Origin of the sequence: Streptomyces rhizoryzae (assembly GCF_023155275.1) — a bacterium.
In the GTDB taxonomy this organism is placed as follows: Bacteria; Actinomycetota; Actinomycetes; order Streptomycetales; family Streptomycetaceae; genus Streptomyces; species Streptomyces rhizoryzae.
In genome coordinates this window covers 48,233-65,866 of the sequence record NZ_JALMUV010000008.1, presented here as the reverse complement: position 1 = coordinate 65,866, position 17,634 = coordinate 48,233, and the positions used below count along the sequence as shown (strand labels likewise).

14 protein-coding genes and 1 pseudogene are annotated in these 17,634 nt (G+C 73.8%); 7 read left to right on the top strand and 8 right to left on the bottom strand.

Annotation, left to right across the window (positions count from 1 at the left end; all coding sequences use genetic code 11):
* Position 1: 1 nt before the first annotated feature.
* The 3 genes and pseudogenes from htpX to MUU72_RS09420 form a co-directional block, all read left to right on the top strand.
* Entirely contained in the window at positions 2-901 is a 900-nt protein-coding gene (htpX, locus tag MUU72_RS09430; RefSeq protein ID WP_248012710.1) for a zinc metalloprotease HtpX, read from the top strand.
* Between the two features lie 101 nt (positions 902-1,002).
* Positions 1,003-1,566, top strand: a complete 564-nt coding sequence (gene pspAB, locus MUU72_RS09425; protein ID WP_248012709.1) for a PspA-associated protein PspAB — start codon at positions 1,003-1,005, stop codon at positions 1,564-1,566.
* An 89-nt stretch (positions 1,567-1,655) separates the two neighbouring features.
* Positions 1,656-2,606 (top strand): annotated as a pseudogene (locus tag MUU72_RS09420) (carotenoid oxygenase family protein); the annotation flags it as partial.
* Between the two features lie 147 nt (positions 2,607-2,753).
* On the opposite strand, the gene MUU72_RS35590 reads toward MUU72_RS09420, so the two are convergent.
* The 3 genes from MUU72_RS35590 to MUU72_RS09405 all read right to left on the bottom strand — a co-directional run bounded on the left by MUU72_RS35590 (position 2,754) and on the right by MUU72_RS09405 (position 7,022).
* On the bottom strand, positions 2,754-3,941 hold the full coding sequence (locus tag MUU72_RS35590) for a MerR family transcriptional regulator (protein ID WP_248012708.1): 1,188 nt from the start codon (positions 3,939-3,941) through the stop codon (positions 2,754-2,756).
* Between the two features lie 358 nt (positions 3,942-4,299).
* Positions 4,300-6,147, bottom strand: a complete 1,848-nt coding sequence (locus tag MUU72_RS09410) for an SDR family oxidoreductase (RefSeq protein WP_308403799.1) — start codon at positions 6,145-6,147, stop codon at positions 4,300-4,302.
* Positions 6,144-7,022, bottom strand: coding sequence for a M24 family metallopeptidase (locus tag MUU72_RS09405; RefSeq protein ID WP_248012815.1), 879 nt, complete (start codon positions 7,020-7,022; stop codon positions 6,144-6,146). Before MUU72_RS09405 ends, MUU72_RS09410 begins: the two co-directional genes overlap by 4 nt.
* A 251-nt stretch (positions 7,023-7,273) precedes the next feature.
* Here MUU72_RS09405 and MUU72_RS09400 point away from each other — a divergent pair, with 251 nt between their 5' ends.
* From MUU72_RS09400 to MUU72_RS09385, 4 genes are all read left to right on the top strand, one after another.
* Entirely contained in the window at positions 7,274-8,362 is a 1,089-nt protein-coding gene (locus MUU72_RS09400; protein WP_248012707.1) for an ABC transporter ATP-binding protein, read from the top strand.
* Positions 8,359-9,252, top strand: coding sequence for an ABC transporter permease subunit (locus tag MUU72_RS09395; RefSeq protein WP_248012706.1), 894 nt, complete (start codon positions 8,359-8,361; stop codon positions 9,250-9,252). Before MUU72_RS09400 ends, MUU72_RS09395 begins: the two co-directional genes overlap by 4 nt.
* Positions 9,253-9,355: 103 nt before the next feature.
* Positions 9,356-10,267: an ABC transporter ATP-binding protein gene (locus tag MUU72_RS09390; protein WP_248012705.1), complete on the top strand. Its 912-nt coding sequence runs from the start codon at positions 9,356-9,358 to the stop codon at positions 10,265-10,267.
* 25 nt (positions 10,268-10,292) lie between these two features.
* On the top strand, positions 10,293-11,069 hold the full coding sequence (locus MUU72_RS09385) for an ABC transporter permease (protein WP_248012704.1): 777 nt from the start codon (positions 10,293-10,295) through the stop codon (positions 11,067-11,069).
* Between the two features lie 25 nt (positions 11,070-11,094).
* Here the strand turns inward: MUU72_RS09385 and mltG are convergent, their stop codons facing one another.
* The 5 genes from mltG to MUU72_RS35860 form a co-directional block, all read right to left on the bottom strand.
* Positions 11,095-11,913, bottom strand: coding sequence for an endolytic transglycosylase MltG (gene mltG / locus MUU72_RS09380; RefSeq protein WP_248012703.1), 819 nt, complete (start codon positions 11,911-11,913; stop codon positions 11,095-11,097).
* Between the two features lie 466 nt (positions 11,914-12,379).
* Entirely contained in the window at positions 12,380-13,660 is a 1,281-nt protein-coding gene (locus MUU72_RS09375) for a CynX/NimT family MFS transporter (RefSeq protein WP_248012702.1), read from the bottom strand.
* Positions 13,661-13,761: 101 nt separating this feature from the next.
* Entirely contained in the window at positions 13,762-14,472 is a 711-nt protein-coding gene (locus tag MUU72_RS09370; RefSeq protein ID WP_248012701.1) for a FadR/GntR family transcriptional regulator, read from the bottom strand.
* 437 nt (positions 14,473-14,909) lie between these two features.
* Complete coding sequence (gene lysA / locus MUU72_RS09365; RefSeq protein WP_248012700.1) at positions 14,910-16,217, bottom strand: diaminopimelate decarboxylase; 1,308 nt, start codon at positions 16,215-16,217, stop codon at positions 14,910-14,912.
* Between the two features lie 351 nt (positions 16,218-16,568).
* Positions 16,569-17,273 carry an SAV_915 family protein gene (locus MUU72_RS35860; protein WP_372503050.1) on the bottom strand — a complete coding sequence of 235 codons (705 nt, stop codon included), beginning with the start codon at positions 17,271-17,273 and terminating at the stop codon, positions 16,569-16,571.
* Positions 17,274-17,634: the final 361 nt, after the last annotated feature.

The window sequence follows — 17,634 nt, the reverse complement described above, 5'->3', positions numbered from 1 at the left end:
CATGGCACAGACCCGATTCGCCCCGGACCGCGGGCTGACCTCGCGCATGGTGGTGACGATGTTCTTCATCGGCCTGCTGTACGTCGTGGTCGTCAGCGCGCTGGTGGTGCTCCTCAAAGGCGCCTGGGTGGTGGTGCTGCTGATCGCCGGGGCGATGTTCGTGGCGCAGTTCTGGTTCTCCGACCGGATCGCGGCCTTCAGCATGGGAGCCCGCGAGGTCACCCCGGAGCAGGCCCCCGAGCTGCATGGCGCGGTGGACCGGCTCTGCGCCCTGGCCGATATGCCCAAACCGCGGGTCGCGATCGCCCAGTCGGATGTGCCGAACGCCTTCGCCACCGGCCGCAATCAGAAGAACTCCCTGGTCTGCGCCACGACCGGGCTGCTCAGGCGGCTGGAGCCGGAGGAGCTGGAGGGCGTGCTGGCGCATGAGCTGTCCCATGTCGCCCACCGCGATGTCGCGGTGATGACGATCGCCTCGTTCCTCGGCGTGCTGGCCGGCATCATCACCCGCGCCGCCCTGTGGAGCGGCGTCGGACGCAACAACCGCGATCAGAACGCCGCCATCGCCGTACTGATCGTCACCGCCGTCAGCGTGGTCGTCTATGCCATCAGCTTCCTGCTCACCCGGCTGCTCTCCCGCTACCGCGAACTGTCCGCCGACCGGGCCGCCGCCCTCCTGACCGGCCGCCCCTCCGCGCTGGCCTCCGCGCTCACGAAGGTCACCGGCCAGATCGCCCGGATCCCCACCGAGGACCTCCGCAAGGCCCAGCCGTTCAACGCTTTCTACTTCGCCCCGGCCTTCAACAAGGAGAGCTTCCACCAGCTGCTCTCCTCCCACCCGACGCTGGAGCAGCGGCTCGACCAGCTGGGCCGGATAGCGGCGCAGCTGGGGCGGCCGTGAGCGGCGGCATCCGGCAGGACGGCAGGGAACGGCGCCCGGCATGTTTCCCGTGAAACATGCCGGCGCGCCATCGGAGCAACCGATCGAGGAGTAAGCCGCGCATGGGATTTCTGGACGCCATCCTCGGCCGCAGCAAGCCGGTACGCCCGGATTTGGACCAGCTCTTCGCGCTGCCGTCCGCCGCGGTCACCCTCCAGGCCGCGGCCGGATTCACGCCCACCGGCCTGGGGTCGGTGTGCTTCGCGAGCGTCGAGGGCGGTGTCTTCTCGCGTATCCAGGAGGAGGCGCGCTCGCTCCTGGACGGTTCGGTGGAGTTCACCCAGGACGGCTACGGCTACACCTGGCTGCTGGTGCGGCACGCACCGGAGGACGTGGCGGGCCTGGTCAACGATCTGCACGCGGTCAACACCTCGCTGGAGGAAGCGGGCTTCGGCCCCCAGCTGCTGTGCTCGCTCCTCGGCTTCCGGGACGCCCGGCAGCGGCCGCTGGCCCTGGTCTACCTCTACAAGCGCGGCACCTTCTACCCCTTCGCGCCGCGGTCCGGCGAGGGCGAGAAGCGCGACAATCCGCTCGAACTCCAGGTGCGGGCGATGCTCGCGGACGACCTGACGGTCGAGAAGGATCTTTCGCGGTGGTTCCCGGTGTGGGGTGCGCCAGGCCTCTGACGTGCGGGGATGATGGTGGCGGACGAGGCCGGTCAGGGAGGCGGAGGAACTCCGGCGGTTCATGCCCTCAGCATGCCGCCGGGCCACCGCCGGGGCACATCGACTGCCGGCCCGGTCACGAGCTGGAGACCACCGGCCCCCACGACTTCGGCGGACGGCTCACCACCGCCATGACGGCCCACCCCAAGACCTGCCCCACCACGGGAGAACTGCACTTCTTCGGCTACGGCAGTGGCACGCCGCCCTACCTGACCTATCACCGCGCGGACGCGGCCGGTCAGTTGGTGGTCAGCCGCCCCATCGACGTCCCGGCCGCCACGATGATGCACGACTTCCACCTGACGGCCCGCCACGTCGTCTTCATGGACCTCCCGATGGTCCACGACCGCGGCCGCCCCGGCATGCCCTACGCCTGGGACCCGGAGTACGGAGCCCGCCTGGGCGTCCTCCGGCGGGACGATCCCCACGGCGAGGTCCGCTGGCTGGAGATCGACCCCTGCTACGTCTTCCACGCGCTGAACGCCCACGACGACGGCGACCAGCGCATCGTGCTGCACGTTTCCCGCTACGCCGCGCTCGACGGCCGCACCCCGTCCTTCCTGTGGCGCTGGACGATCGACCTCGCCGCCGGGACGGTGGCCGAGGAGCAACTCGATGACCGGTTCGGGGAGTTCCCCCGCATGGACGACCGTCTCACGGGGCAGCCGGCCCGCTTCGGTCATGTCACCGCGGGCGAGGCACCGGGCACCGGCCCGATACCCGGCGCCCTGCTCCGGTACGACCTGCGGACCGGTGCGGTGGCCCGTCATGACGTCGGCCCCGGGCGAACCCCGGGCGAGGCGGCGTTCGCCCCCGCGGACGACCGCCCGGGCGGCCCGGGCTGGCTGATCACCTATGTCTACGACGCGACCACCGACACCAGCGACCTGGTGATCCTCGACGCGGAGGACATCACCGCCGGGCCCGTCGCGGCGGTCCACCTACCGCACCGGGTGCCCTACGGATTCCACGGCAACTGGCTCCCCGACCCGGCCGGTTGACGCAACCCGCAGGGGTGGCCGGGCGGGGGCGCCCGGCTCGATCCTTGACAACTGGAGAGTGGAGCAGGCAGCGGCAAGAAGCAGCGGGAGCGGGCCCCGGGCGGTGGACCGCTCCCGCAGCCGGGGCCGCGGGTCGGTCCAGGGGCGTCAGTTGCGCTCGGCGGCGGGTCCCTCGGCCACCGGACGGGCTCCGCCGGCGGCTGCGGCCAAGCCGTCCAGAGTGCGGGCATGGACCTCGCGCTGGGCGGCGGCGGCGATGAAGGCGGCGGTGTTCTGCGGGCCGACCAGGTCCCGTACGGCCTGAACGGCCTCGGCGGGCAGCAGCACGGCCTCCGATCCGGTCGCGGGACGGGGGTCCGCGACCGGCCCGGGGGCCGGGGCGGGCGTGGGCCGGGCGTCCGCGACGGGCGGGGCGTCGGCGGGGGGCGCGTCGGTGGGGGACTGGGAGGCGGCCGCTCCCCTTCTCCCCTCCGGCGGCGCCGGGGCCGACCCGGCCCAGGTGTCCGGTCCCGCGCCGGCGCCCGTTCCGGCCTCCCGCGTCCCCTCACCGGCCGCCGCCGTGCCGTCCTCCTGGCGGCCCGTCGTCAGCGCCCCTGTGAGGTGGTGGCGGATGTAGCGGGTGGCGAGTGACCGCATGGCGCGGGCCAGTTCCGCGTCGACGGTCTGCTGGGCCAGCGGGCGGAGGCGGCGCACCAGCGCCGTGGCCTCCGCGGTCTCGGCCTCGGTGGGCGGGTGGTCCAGGAACGCCTGGAAGACGTGTTCCGTGGTGAAGTCCAGAAACCGGGCTGCGATGTGCTCGACCTGGCCGCGCACCTCTCGGAGATGACCGGAGATCGCCAGCAGCGGGACGCCGGCGGAGTGGAGTTCGGCGGCGACGGCGAGTTCCCGGGGGCTGGGGACCAGGAACTCGTCCTCCCGATCGGGGACGCGTACCAGGACGCCCAGCTCGACGGCCTCGCCGACCGCTCGCTCGTGGGGGGCGCCTCCGAAGGCGGCATCGAGTTCGGCGCGGGTGATGCGGGTCGGTTTCTCGTCGCTCCACGGCCCGTCGATCTCGGCGACCAGCCCCAGGACGCCGTCGAGGCCGCGACCGGCGTCCCAGGCTTCCAGGAGTTCCTTGATGCTGGCGAGGGTGTAGCCGCGGTCGAGCAGGTCGGCGATCTGGCGCAGCCGGGCCAGGTGGGCGTCGCCGTACACATTGGCCCGGCCGCGGCGCTCCGGGCGGGGCAGCAGGCCCCGGTCCTGGTAGGCGCGGATGGTGCGGACCGTGGCTCCGCTGAGGTGGGCCAGGTCCTCGATGCGGTACTCCGCCCTCGGCGGCTGCTCGGTCGTCACTGCGGTGCTCCTTACGGGGCGGCCGCCTCGGCGAGGGGCCGTAGTGCCGGATGGCCGAACCGGAGGCGGCGCTGCCTTTGGGAGCCGCCCAAGGGGCGGGGCCGTGGGAGCGCGCCACGGGGGCCGTACCGCCAAGGTCGGCCCCGTCACGGGCCGGGCAGGGCGGTGGTGCCACGATACGGCCGCCGCCCGGCCTGCCGGCCGCCCCGTTCACGGGGGCGGCCCACCCCGCGGCACGCGCGGCGGGGCGGGCGGCAGCGCGGGCGGCAGGGGGTGGACGCCGGAGTGGAGAGGGCTGCACGGAGCGCGGTCGCCCGGTGGGGCTGGCGCGGGGTGCAGGCGGCGGGGCGCCTGCCGGTTACACCGGGGGCTCGATACGGGCGAGGGCCCGCAGGGCACGCGGGGTGAAGCGGGACAGCAGGTGGGCGCCGCGGGCCTCGGGGGTGACGGGGACCACCGCCTGGTTGCGGACCACTGCCCGCAGGATGGCGTCGGCGACCTTCTCCGGCGGGTAGTTGCGCAGCCCGTAGATCCGCGCGGCCTTGGCCCGGCGGCGCTTCTCCTCCTCGGCGGAGACACCGGTGAAGCGGGCGGTGCCGGTGATGCCGGTGTTGACGAGCCCCGGGCAGATGGCGGAGACGCCGATGCCCTGGCCCGCCAGCTCGGCGCGCAGGCACTCGCTGAGCATCAGGACGGCCGCCTTGGAGGTGCTGTACGCGGGCAGGATCCGGGACGGCTGGTAGGCGGCGGCCGAGGCCGTGTTGACGATGTGGCCGCCCTGACCGCGGTCCGCCATCCGCTTCCCGAAGATCCGGCAGCCGTGGATCACGCCCCACAGGTTGACGTCCAGGACCCGCTGCCAGTCCTCGGTGGTGGTGTCCATGAAGGAGCCGGACAGACCGATGCCCGCGTTGTTGACCAGCACGTCCACGGTGCCGTACTCGGTGTCCACCTTGTCGGCGAGCTTCTCCATCGCCGCCTCGTCCGAGACGTCGACGGCCTCGCCCCATGCCTGCGGGGCCCCGATCAGCCGCGCCAGGTCGGCGGTGCGGGCGGCGCCCTCGGCGTCCCGGTCCACGGCGATGATCCGGGCCCCGGCCTCCGCGAAGGCGAACGCGGTGGCCCGGCCGATGCCGCCGGCCGCGCCGGTCACCAGCACCAGCTGGCCGCCGAAGCGATCGGCGTACGGTCCGGACGCGCCGACGCCCTTGGCCGGGTCGCCTTCCTCCTTCGCGGTGACGAACTCCGCTATCCAGGCAGTCAGTTGGTCGGGGCGGGTGCGCGGAACCCAGTGCTGGGCGGGGAGGGTGCGGCGGACCAGTTGGGGCGCCCACCGGCCGAGGTCGTCGTACAGCCGCTCGGAGAGGAACGCGTCGCCGGTCGGGGTGATCAGCTGGACCGGGCAGTGCGCGTAGGCGTCGGTGCGGGGGCGGCGGAGCCGGGCGCGGATGTTGTCGCGGTAGAGCCAGGCGCCGTGGGCCGCGTCGGTGGGCAGCGAGTCGGTGGGGTAGTCGCCGGCGGGCACCTTCTCCACCCGCTGGAGGATGCCGGGCCAGCGCTTGCCGAGCGGGCCCTTCCAGGCCAGCTCGGGGAGCGCGGGGGTGTGCAGCAGGTAGACGTACCAGGACTTGGCGCCCTGGCCGAGCAGCTGGGCGGCCCGCCGGGGGGTGGGGCGCGCCAGCCGTTTCTTGATCCAGTGCCCGAAGTGGTCGAGGGACGGCCCGGACATCGAGGTGAACGACGCGATCCGCCCCTCCGTGCGCCGCACGGTGGCGAACTCCCACCCCTGGACGGAGCCCCAGTCGTGGCCCACGAGGTGGACCGGGCGGTCGGGGCTGACCGCGTCCGCGACGGCCAGGAAGTCGTCGGTCAGTTTCTCCAGCGTGAAGCCGCCGCGCAGCGGACGCGGCGCGGTGGAGCGGCCGCAGCCCCGGACGTCGTAGAGCACCACGTGGAAGCGTTCGGCCAGGCCGCGGGCGACCTCGGACCAGACTTCCTTGCTGTCGGGGTAGCCGTGCACCAGGATCACCGTGGGCCGGTCCGGATCGCCCAGTTCGGCGACGCACAGGTCGACGCCGCCGGTGCGGACCCAGCGCTCCCGGGCCGTTGCGAGTGCCCCGCCGGGCCCCTGGCGCCCGTGCTCCCCACCCCCGCGCCGGTGAGGGTCCCGGCCCTGCTGCCCGCCTTGTCCACGTCCCGTCTTCACGCGGCCTTCTCCTCCTGCCAGCGCCGCACATGCGGCAGATCGTCGTCGAGCCAAAAAGCGCTTTCCTGCGGGTCCTTGGAGTCCGTGACGACCAGGATCTCCTCGAACTTCGCCCCGGTGCCCCGGAATCCGAGGTGCGGTTCGACCGCCCACAGCCCGGGCTGCGGAGGGTGGTCGGAGAAGGCGTACGGGCTCCACAGCGGCGACCAGCCCTCCCGGTGGCCGTGCAGCGCGTCCGAGGCGAGGCCCTTGAGGGACTGGGTGCCGAAGCCGAAGAGGGTGGGGGACCAGCGGCGCTGCCGGACCCGGTCGACCTTGTGCGCGATGACGCCGAAGGGATAGGCGCGGTGGCGGTTGGCGTAGCCCTGCCGCACCATCAGCCGGTCGACGTCCTGGTAGATCTCGCGCAGCGGGCGCCGTTCGCGCACCTCGCGCAGGATCAGTTCGCGGTGGGCTTCGAGATCGGTGAGGAGCCGGTTGTGTACGGGGTTGAGGCCCAGGCAGCCGGAGTAGCCGATGTCGGCGGTGAAGCCGTTGTGGACCGGGGCCATGTCGAGGATGAACGGCATCCCCGGCTCCAGCTCGCGGTTGGTGGGGAAGAACTGGAGCGGCACACGGAAGTCGACGAACGCGGTGCGGTCGCCGAACCACGCGAACGGCAGGTGGAACCAGTCCTGTACGCCGCGCTCGCGCAGCCACTCACGCTGCATCCGCGCCGCCGCGCGCTCGGTGACCCCCGGCCTGAGCTGGGCTGCCACGGCTTCCGCGCAGGCGTAGGCGAGCCGCTGGACCTCCCGGAAGCCTGTGAGTTCGGCGCTGAGTTCGGTGGTGCGTCGCCCGGTCGCTGCTGAGGTCGCTGAGGTGCCTGAGGCCATCGCCAACCGTCCGTCCGTAAGCGGTTCATCGCGGTACGTGCCCGTAACTTGCCACTGATGAATGTGACAATGAGCGGCGGCTGCGTCAAGGGGGCGGCGGGCGGCGAGATCCACGCCACGCGTGACAGCCCTCCGGAGCCGGCGGCCCGGAGTACCGACCCCGAGCCGGCTGCCGCTGAAGCAGGAGAACCCCTACGGGCATCTCGTACCGGAGGGGTAGGCGAAGACCACCGCTGGGGTTGACGACGGGTGTGGCGGGCGCCACTACCGTCGAAGACGTGACTCTGATCGTGACCGAAAGCCTGACCAAGCGGTACCCGAGGGTGACCGCGCTGGACCGGCTGTCCCTTGGCATCGCCCCCGGCGTAACGGGCCTGGTGGGTGCCAACGGCGCCGGCAAGTCGACCCTGATCAAGATCCTTCTCGGTCTGGCTCCGGCCACCGAAGGGACCGCGCACGTCCTCGGCCTGGACGTGACCAAGGACGGCAGCACCATCCGTGAGCGGGTCGGCTACATGCCCGAGCACGACTGCCTGCCGCCGGACGTCTCGGCCACCGAGTTCGTCGTGCACATGGCCCGGATGTCCGGTCTGCCACCGACCGCCGCCCGGGAGCGCACCGCCGACACCCTGCGCCACGTCGGCCTCTACGAGGAGCGCTACCGCCCCATCGGCGGCTACTCCACCGGTATGAAGCAGCGCGTGAAGCTGGCCCAGGCGCTGGTCCACGACCCGCAGCTGGTGTTCCTGGACGAGCCCACCAACGGCCTGGACCCGGTCGGGCGGGACGAGATGCTCGGCCTGATCCGCCGCGTCCACACCGACTTCGGGATCTCCGTCCTGGTCACCTCCCACCTCCTGGGGGAGCTGGAGCGCACCTGCGACCACGTCGTCGTCATCGACGGCGGAAAGCTGCTGCGCTCGTCCTCCACCCAGGAGTTCACCAAGGTCACCACCTCGCTGGCGGTGGAGGTCACCGACACCGACAGCCACCCGGACGGTACGGGCGCGCTGCGCGAGGCCCTGACGGCGGCCGGCGCCGTGGTCTCCACCGGTGCCCCCGGAGACCGGGGGGCCACCTCGCCCGGCCACGTCCTCTTCGTCGAGGCGGCCGGCGACGAGACCTACGACCTGGTGCGCGACACCGTCGCCGGGCTGGGCCTCGGCCTGGTGCGGATGGAGCAGCGGCGGCACCAGATCGCCGAGGTGTTCCGCGACGCCGACGCGCGCGCCGGTGCGGGCGGTGCGGACCAGGCCGGTCCGGCGCCGGCGGGGCAGGGCGCGACAGCGGGGCAGGACACCGGTCACCCCACCACCGTGGGCGGAGGGAACGCACGATGAGCACCGAAACCACGCCGGCCGGCGCATCCATCCACAACATCGGCTACCGCCACTACGACGGCCCCCGGCTGGGCCGCGCCTACGCCCGGCGGTCGCTGTTCTCGCAGAGCCTGCGCGGTGCGTACGGCCTGGGGCGGTCGGCGAAGAGCAAGGTACTGCCGATGCTGCTCTTCGCGGTGATGTGCCTGCCCGCCGGGATCCTGGTCGCGGTGACGCTGTTCACCAAGGCCGGCAGCCTCCCCATCGGCTACGCCCGCTACCCCATCTACCTCCAGGCGGTCATCGGCCTCTATCTGGCCGCCCAGGCACCGCAGTCGGTCTCCCGCGACCTGCGCTTCAAGACCACGCCGCTGTACTTCTCGCGGCCGATCGAGCGGGTCGACTACGTCCTGGCGAAGTTCGCGGCGATGGCCAGCGCGCTGTTCATCCTGACCGCCGTGCCCCTGGTGATCCTCTATGTCGGGGCGCTGCTGGGGAAGCTGGACTTCCTCAAGCAGACCAAGGGTTTCGGGCAGGGGCTGCTCTGCGCCGCCCTGCTCTCCTTGCTCTTCGCAGGGATAGGACTGCTCGTCTCGGCGCTCACGCCGCGCCGCGGCTTCGGGGTCGCCGCGGTGATCGCCGCCCTCACCATCCCGTACGGCGCGGTCAGCGCGATCCAGGGCATAGCCACGCTCCAGGGCAGCGAAGCCGCCGTCGGCTGGCTGGGGTTGTTCTCGCCGATCACCCTCGTCGACGGAGTGCAGTCCACGTTCCTGGGCGGCACCAGCTCGTTCCCCAACGGCCTGACGCCGTCGGCCGCCGAGGGGGCGGTCTACCTCCTCGTCGCGCTGCTCGTCATCGCCGGCTGCTACGGCCTGCTGATGCGCCGCTACCGGAAGGCCGGAATGTGACCGCCCGCCCGTCGTCCACCACCACCCCGGCCGGGAGCGCTTCGTACCGCTCCCTCCCGTCGCCGTCGCCCGACCACCACCGCTCAAGGAGTGGGCCGCGCCCATGAGCACTCTTCACATCGACCACGTCTCGCGCTGGTTCGGCAATGTCGTCGCCGTCAACGACGTCACCATGACCATCGCCCCCGGCGTCACCGGCCTGCTCGGCCCGAACGGTGCCGGGAAGTCCACCCTGATCAACATGATGGGCGGCTTCCTCGCCCCCTCCAACGGCACCGTCACCCTCGACGGGACGACGATCTGGCGCAATGCCGCCAGCTACCGCCACATCGGCATCGTCCCGGAGCGCGAGGCGATGTACGACTTCCTCACCGGCCGCGAATTCGTCCAGGCCAACGCCGAGTTGCACGGTCTCGGGCGGGCCGCGGCGGCCCGGGCGCTGGCGACGGTCGAGATGGAGTACGCCCAGGACCGCAAGATCTCGACGTACAGCAAGGGCATGCGGCAGCGGGTGAAGATGGCCTCCGCACTGGTCCACGACCCCTCGGTGCTGCTGCTCGACGAGCCGTTCAACGGCATGGACCCGCGGCAGCGGATGCAGCTGATGGAGCTGCTGCGGCAGATGGGGGACGAGGGCCGCACGGTCCTGTTCTCCTCGCACATCCTCGAAGAGGTCGAGCAACTGGCCTCGCACATCGAAGTGGTGGTGGCCGGCCGGCACGCGGCCTCCGGTGACTTCCGCAAGATCCGCCGGCTGATGACCGACCGCCCGCACCGCTATCTGGTCCGGTCCGACAACGACCGGGCGCTGGCCGGGGCGCTGATAGCCGACCCCTCGACGTCCGGTATCGAGGTGGACGTCACCGAGGGCGCGCTGCACGTCCAGGCCGTCGATTTCGGGCGGTTCACCGAACTCCTGCCGCGGGTCGCCCGCGACCACGGCATCCGCCTGCTGACCGTCTCGCCCTCGGACGAGTCGCTGGAATCCGTCTTCTCCTACCTCGTAGCGGCCTGAGGCCAGAAAGGAGCCCTGAGGCAGTATGTCCACGACCTCACCCGTGGCCCCGCCGGCGCCCGCCGCCGCGCCCAAGGCCGCGCTCTTCCACCCGACCGTCGCCCGGCTCACCTACCGGGCGCTGCTCGGCCGGCGCCGCGCGCTGATCCTCGTCGCGCTGCCCGCCCTCCTGGTCGCCATCGCGGTGATCGTCCGGGCGCTGACCGGTGCGGACGACGGCACGGCCGACGGCATCCTGCGCGGCTTCGCGCTGGGCACGATGGTCCCGCTGATCGGTGTGATCGCGGGGACGGGCGCGATCGGTCCGGAGATCGACGACGGCTCGGTGGTCTACCTCCTGGCCAAGCCGGTCCGCCGCTCGACGATCATCTTCACCAAGCTGCTGGTCGCGATCGGGGTGACCGCCGTCTTCTCGGCGATACCGGTCCTGGTGGCCGGCTTCGTCCTCAACGGCAACAGCCAGCAGATAGCCGTGGCGTACGCGGTGGCGGCGGCCGTCGCCTCGGTCGCCTACAGCGCGCTCTTCCTGCTGCTCGGCACCCTCACCCGGCACGCCGTCGTCTTCGGCCTGGTCTACGCCCTGGTCTGGGAGGCGTTCGTGGGGAACGTCGTCCCCGGGGCGCGGACCCTGAGCGTCCAGCAGTGGGCGCTGGCGGTGGGCGAGAAGGTCGGTTCCGAGGGGGCCCTGAACTCCGCGGTGCAGCTGCCGCTCGCGGTCTGCCTGCTGGTGGCCGTCACCACGGTGGCGACCTGGTACGCGGCGCGCCGGCTGAAGGCGCTCACGCTGGCGGGCGAGGAGTAGGACGGCGGATGCCGCGCGGCCGCGGTCAGCCGGTGGGGCCGGCGGCGGCGCGGTTCTCCTGCGCGCCGTTGAACTCCCGCACGTTGCGCAGCTGCTCCTGGTAGTCGGCGGTGAAGCGGGTGTCGCCCGGTTTGACGGTGACGAAGTACAGCCAGTTGCCCGGCGTCGGTGCGGCCGCCGCCTTCAGCGCCTGGGCCCCGGGGTTGTCGATCGGGGTCGGCGGCAGCCCCTCGAACCGGTAGGTGTTGTAGGGGCTGTCGGTGCGGGTGTCGGCGTGGGTGGTGCGGAGCGTGCTGCGGCCGAGGGCGTAGTTGATGGTCGAGTCCATCTGGAGCGGCATGTTCCGGGCGAGCCGGTTGTCGATGACCCGGGCGACCTTGCCCATGTCGGCCGGCCGGTCCGCCTCGGCCTGCACGATGCTGGCGATCACCACGGTGCGGTAGTCGGTGATGCCGTCGGCGGCGAGCCGCTGGCGGCCGGTCTTGACCATGTAGGTCAGGAGCGAGGCCGGGGTGGTGTCCTTGCGGAGCGGATAGGTGGCCGGGAAGAGGTAGCCCTCCGGGTTGCCCTTCGCCTCGGCGGGCAGGTCGAGGTGCGCGGTGCGGGCGGCCTCGGCGGTGGTCCCCGCCGGTACGTGCAGGGTCCGGTCGGCGTCCGCGTAGATCTGGGCGGCACGCCGGCCCTCGGGCACCGAGAGCTGCCCGTACGCCCGCTCGCTCAGCAGCCGCGGTACGAGCAGCACGGCGAGGAGGACGACGACACCCAGGACGGCGACCAGGAGGAACAGGCCCGCGCGGGGGACCCGCGGGCCGGGGCGGTGGCCGGTGTGCTGCACATCGCTCATGGGGGCACCGTAGGCCAGCAGTCTGTGACCCGGCGCCCTCCCGGCACGCCGGGCCCCGCCTGATCATGGCCGGTGGCGCGGGCGGCGGTGCACCCGGCGGGCCCCGTAGCGGCGCTCCCCGACCGCGGCGCGCCCCGGAGCGGCCCCGAGCGGCCGCCGCCTTGGGGCTTGGGCCATTGGTAGGGGGCGGCTGGGCCGTTGGGGCGGGGGGAGAGGGGGTGGCCCGGGACGGTGACGATCCCGGTGGGGCCGGGCTCCCGTCCCGGGGGACCAGCAACCGTTTCTTGCTGCTTGCTGCTGGCCGCTGGCCGCTCGTCGCCAGGCGTCGGCGGACGGCCCCTGGCCGCCCGGTCCGGCCCCTGGCCGCCCGGTCCGGCTCCGTCGGGCTCCCGGCCCGCCGGCCGGCGGGCGGCCGGCGACGGACGTCTGTCGGCAGGTGCTCCGGCGGGCCGGCCGGGGTGGTTGCTCAGTCTCCGATGCGGCGGTTGCGGCCCGCGCCCAGGGCGAGGAGGGCCAGGGCGGCGCAGACGGCGAGCAGGAGGACGAGCGGGACGGTCCAGCCGGCGGTGGCCTGGTGGACGGCGCCGAGGGCCAGCGGGCCGACGGCGGCGAGGAGGTAGCCACCGGTCTGGGACATCCCGGAGAGCCGGGCGGCGGTGTGGGCGTCGCCGGACCGCAGCACCATCATCGTCAGCGCCAGCCCGAGGGCACCGCCCTGGCCGACCCCGAGGATCGCGGCCCACAGCCAGGCCCCGGCCACCGGCGCGACCAGCAGCCCGGTGACGCCGCAGGCCATCAGGGCGGAGACCGCCACGCCCAGCAGCCGCTGGCGGCGCATCCGGCCGGCGAGCGTCGGCACGACGAACGAGCCCACCATCTGCACCAGGGTGCTGAAGGCGAAGACCAGCCCGGCCTCGCTCTTGCCCATGCCGTGGTCGGTGAAGATCGTCGGCATCCAGGCGATGATCACGTAGGCGATCAGCGACTGGGAGCCCATGAAGAGGGTGACCTGCCAGGCGAGCGGGGAGCGGCTCAGCCGGGGGCCGTGCGCGGCGGTGTGGGCGGGGGCGGCCGCGGCCGCGCCGTGGCGGGTGCCCCGGCGGGCGATCACCGCCTGGGGGAGCCAGACCAGGGCGGCGACGGCGGCCAGCAGCGCCCAGGAGACCAGGGAGCCCTGCCAGCTGCCCAGTGCGTTCTCCAGGGGCACGGCGGAGGCGGCCGAGACGGTGGCGCCCAGGATCATCGCGGTCGAGTACAGCGCGGTCATCGCCGCCGCCCGGTCCGGGAAGTCCCGCTTGATCAGGCCGGGCATCAGCACGTTGAGCAGGGCTATGGACCCGCCCACCACCGCGCAGCCGGCGAACAGCGCGCCGACCGGCGGCGCGATCCGCAGCACGATGCCGCCGCAGAGCGCGATCAGGGCGCCGCACAGCGCCGCCTCGGTGCCCCAGCGGCGCGCCAGTCGCGGCGCGATGAGCGAGCCGAGGCCCATGAAGACGAGCGGGATGGTGGTCACCAGGCTGCTTGCGGTGGCGGCGAGGTGGAAGTGGTGGGCCATCTCGTTGAGCAGCGGCGAGACGCCGGCGAGGGCCGCCCGCATGTTCACCGCGGCGAGGACGATGCCGGTGAGGAGGAGGGCGGGGTGGGCCCGCAGCCGGCGCCGGGCGGCGGCGACCGGCGGGGCCGGGATCAGGTCCTCCTCGGCGTCGATGAGGTCGGCCGGGGAGGACGGGTGGGGCCCTGACATGCGTGCGTACCTAGCCAATCGTGCGCGGGGGAAGGGAGAGCGGGAGAAGGGAGGGGGAGAAGAGGGGAAGGGGGTGGGGAGTCAGGAGGGGAGAGGCCGGGTCAGTCGGCGGCGAGGAGGGCTTCCACGGCGCGTTTGGGCTTCTCCAGGAGGGCGCGGGTGGCGCGTTCGGCGGCGTCCGGGTCGCCGTGCGCGATCGCGTCCAGGACGGCCCGGTGGTCGCCGTGCACGATCTTCGGCATCGCCTGGTCGTCGAGGGCGCTGACCAGGGCTTCGCGTACGGAGCTGCTGAACCAGCCATAGGTGGCCGTCAGCGCGGTGTTGTGCGCGGCGTCGACGACGGCCTTGTGGAAGGCGATGTCGTGATCGGCGTAGAGCTCCAGGCTCCCGGTGTGCGGGCGGCCCTCGGTGTCCTCCAGTTCGGCCTGGGCGTCCAGGGCCGCCCGCATCCGTTCCAGATCGGCGGGTTCGTGGCGGAGTGCGGCCAGCCGGGCGGCCTCGGCCTCCAGGGCGATGCGCAGTTCGAGGACGTCGCGGATACCGGCGCGCTGGATGCCGCGCATCACCTCGGCCGGGTCCGCGGTGGAGACGACGAAGGTGCCTTCGCCCTGGCGGGAGCGCAGCATGCCGGCGTGGACGAGGACGCGGACCGCCTCGCGGACGGTGTTGCGGCCGACCTGGAGCTGTTCGGCCAGCGCGTGCTCGGGGGGGATGCGGGTGCCGACCTGCCAGGCGCCGGTGGCCAGTTGGGCGCGGAGGGTTTCGACGACGGTGTCGACGAGGGACTGCCGTCCGGCTGCCTGGAGTGCCATGGGGCGTTCGGTGTCCGTTTCTGGGTGGTGGGGCGGGGTGGGGCTCGGGGCTGGGTGCGCTGGGCCTCGTCGGGCCAGGCCAGCGCGCGCCGTGCGCCTGTGGCTCGCGGCTCGCCGGTCCTGCCTCGCGTGCCTCGCGTGCCTCGTGCTTGCGGCGCGCGCCTGGGGCAGGTTGCCCGGTCATCCTACAAGTAATTGTTTCGTGGGGCATCTATCGATGGCGAACCGTCGCGGCGAAGGGCCCCTGCCCCGCCCTCGGGGAGCCTTGGGGAGCCAGCCGCAAGGCTCGCCGTAGGGGCAGAGGGGCAGAGGGGCAGAGGGGCAGGGGCACGGGCTGGCGGCCGAGCCGGAGGAGGGCCTGTGCGGGCTCACAGGCTCGCACGTTCGCACGTTCACAAGCCGCACGTTCACAAGCCGCACGCTCACGGGCCGCGCGCTCACAGGCCGATGTCGCGCTCCTGGATATCGGCGAGGGACTCGCGGCGGACGAGGAGGCGGGCGTGGCCCGAGGTGACCGCGACGACCGGCGGGCGGCCGACGAGGTTGTAGCCGGAGGCCATCGACAGGTGGTACGCCCCGGCCACCGGCACCGCGAGCAGGTCCCCGGGGCGGATGTCGCCGGGCAGCGGGACGTCGGAGGCGAGGATGTCGCCCGCCTCGCAGTGCCGGCCGACGACCGTGACCCGTTCCGGGGCGGCCGCCGGGCGGCGCCCGACCAGCCGCGGTGCGTACCGCACCCCGTACAGCGCGGGCCGCGGGTTGTCGCTCATCCCGCCGTCCACCGCCACGAAGGTGTGCGCGCCGGTCCGTTTGACCGACAGCACCCGGTAGACGGCCACGCCCGCCGGCCCGGCGATGGCGCGGCCCGGCTCGACGGCCAGCCGCGGCACCGGAAGCCCGGCCGCCGCGCAGCCGCGGGCCAGTTCGGCGCGGACCTTGGCGGCGAGTGCGGGGAGGTCGAGCGCGGGCTCGCCCGGCCGGTACGCGACGCCGTGGCCGCCGCCGAGGTCCAGTTCGGGCAGGGTGATGCCGTGCTGCTCGCGGATCCGGGCCAGTAAGCCGACCAGCCGCCGCACCGCCGACAGGTAGGGCTTGGCGGCAGTGATCTGGGAGCCCAAGTGGCAGTGCAGGCCGACGAGTTCGAGGCGCGGCTGGCCGAGGACGCGGGCGATGGCGTGCTGGGCCGAACCGTCGGCGAGCGACAGCCCGAACTTCTGGTCGTCGGTCCCGGTCCGGATCTTGGCGTGGCCGCCCGCGGCGATCCCGGGGACGACCCGGACCAGCACCTTCTGCCGACTGCCCGCCGGGACCGCGGCGGCGAGCCGGGTGATCTCGGAGGTGCTGTCGATGACGATCCGGCCGACGCCGAGCCGGAGTGCGGCCTGGAGGTCGGCCGGGCTCTTGGCGTTGCCGTGCAGCACGATCCGGTCCGGCGGGAAGCCGGTGGTGACGGCGAGTTCGAGTTCGCCCGCGGAGCAGACGTCCAGGCCCAGGCCCTCTTCCGCCACCCAGTGCGCCATCGCGCGGCACAGGAACGCCTTGGCCGCGTAGTAGACGTCCGCCCCGGGGAAGGCCCGCAGGTAGGCGCGGCAGCGTTGGCGCACCTCGTCCTCGTCCAGGACGTAGGCGGGGGTGCCGAAGTGGTCGGCCAGCTCGGTGAGCGGGACGCCGCCGAGGGCGAGGTCGCCGTCGGGGAGCGCGACGGCGGACGCGGGCCAGATGGCGAGCGGGTCCGGATCCGGCACCGGGCTCGGGACGGGGGAGGCGGGCGGGGAGGGAGTGGCGGCCGGGGGCGCGGAGCGGGACGGGGGGAGGGTGGCGGTCGGCGGGGTGGGGCTCCCCGGGGCGGTCGCGGTGGCGGGGCGCCCGGTGGCTCCTTCGGCGGGCGGGGCCCCAGCGGGCGCCGCGCTGGACGGCGACCCGGTGGCCCCTGCGGCCGGCCCCGGTCGCGACCTGCCAGCCGGTGACCCGCCGCGGGGTGACCCGCCGACCGGTGACCCGCTGGGCGGTGATCCGCTGGGCGGGGCGGGGGCCGGTGCCTCGTTGCGGACGGTCCGGGGCAGAGTGGGGTGGCTCATCGGTGGCGTGCCCCTTCCTCAGACGGCCCGTAGGTGTGTTCTACGGGGGATGTGCGGGACACGTGGTGCGCGGGGGACGTGAGGGAGGCGGGGAGCCTCGGGAAGCGTCCGGGCCGCGCCCGTACCGGAGGTGGTCCGGGCCGTGCCCGTACCGGCGGCGGCCTGGGCCTCGCGGGCCGCGGTGGCGGTGCTGCGGGCCTCGCGGGCGGCGTAGGCGGTGAGCCGGGCCTCGCGCACCGCCTCTGCGACGGTCCGCGGCTCCCGGCCCGCCTCTGCGACGGTCCGCGGCTCCCGGCCCGACTCTGCGACCGCTCGGCGTTCGCGGCCCGCGCCGGCAGCCGTTCGGTGTTCCCGCGCCGTCTTGGGGACGGCGACCGGGGCCGGGTGGCGTTCCCGGACCGCCTCGGGGATCAGGCGGCGTTCGCGGGCGGTGGGGCCGGGGGCCGGGGCGCACCGCGGGTCGACGGTGACGGTGGTCGCGCCGACCGGTTCGGCCAGGGCGCGCAGGGCCGGCTCGGAGAGCCGCACCCACGGCTGGCCGCCGCCGAGGGCCTCGGCCAGCCGCTGCGGCGAGGTGAAGCCGACGGCCGTACGGCCGCCGAGCGGGGTGCGGAACAGGCGGGCCGTACAGCCCGCGGGTCCCGGCCGGACGGGTACGAACAGAGGCCCGGCCGGGACACGATCGGCAGGCTCGGGGTCTTCCGCGTGGAGAGGGTGGGACACGGCGTTGCTCCTCGACGGGACGGCGGCCCCGGACCGGTGGTCCACGCGTACCGGTGGGCACGCGTACGCCGGGGCTCGGCACAGACGCTATGCCCGGCGCGGGGGGCGTCCCGCCGCGCCATGACGCTTCATTGACGGTTTGCGGACCGGACTTGACGCGATGCTGCCGCCCCTGGCCGGGGCACGCCGCTGAGTGGCGCGTTCCGCTCGGGTTACGGGCCCGGCCTGGGGTGCGGGCCCGGTTCGGGTTACGGGTCCGGCCCAGGCCGCGGGTCCGGCCCAGGTGGCGGGACCGGACCAGACGGCGGGGCCGACACGGGCTGCGGGCCGGGCCCGGGCAACTGGGGGCTCGGCGGTGCCG

Bases quoted from the DNA above. Each gene is read 5' to 3' on its own strand.
- htpX (WP_248012710.1), top strand. From the start codon at position 2: ATGGCACAGACCCGATTCGCCCCGGACCGCGGGCTGACCTCGCGCATG.
- pspAB (WP_248012709.1), top strand. From the start codon at position 1,003: ATGGGATTTCTGGACGCCATCCTCGGCCGCAGCAAGCCGGTACGCCCG.
- MUU72_RS09405 (WP_248012815.1), bottom strand. From the start codon at position 7,022: ATGGCCTCAGGCACCTCAGCGACCTCAGCAGCGACCGGGCGACGCACC.
- MUU72_RS09395 (WP_248012706.1), top strand. From the start codon at position 8,359: ATGAGCACCGAAACCACGCCGGCCGGCGCATCCATCCACAACATCGGC.
- MUU72_RS09390 (WP_248012705.1), top strand. From the start codon at position 9,356: ATGAGCACTCTTCACATCGACCACGTCTCGCGCTGGTTCGGCAATGTC.
- MUU72_RS09385 (WP_248012704.1), top strand. From the start codon at position 10,293: ATGTCCACGACCTCACCCGTGGCCCCGCCGGCGCCCGCCGCCGCGCCC.
- mltG (WP_248012703.1), bottom strand. From the start codon at position 11,913: ATGAGCGATGTGCAGCACACCGGCCACCGCCCCGGCCCGCGGGTCCCC.
- MUU72_RS09375 (WP_248012702.1), bottom strand. From the start codon at position 13,660: ATGTCAGGGCCCCACCCGTCCTCCCCGGCCGACCTCATCGACGCCGAG.
- MUU72_RS09370 (WP_248012701.1), bottom strand. From the start codon at position 14,472: ATGGCACTCCAGGCAGCCGGACGGCAGTCCCTCGTCGACACCGTCGTC.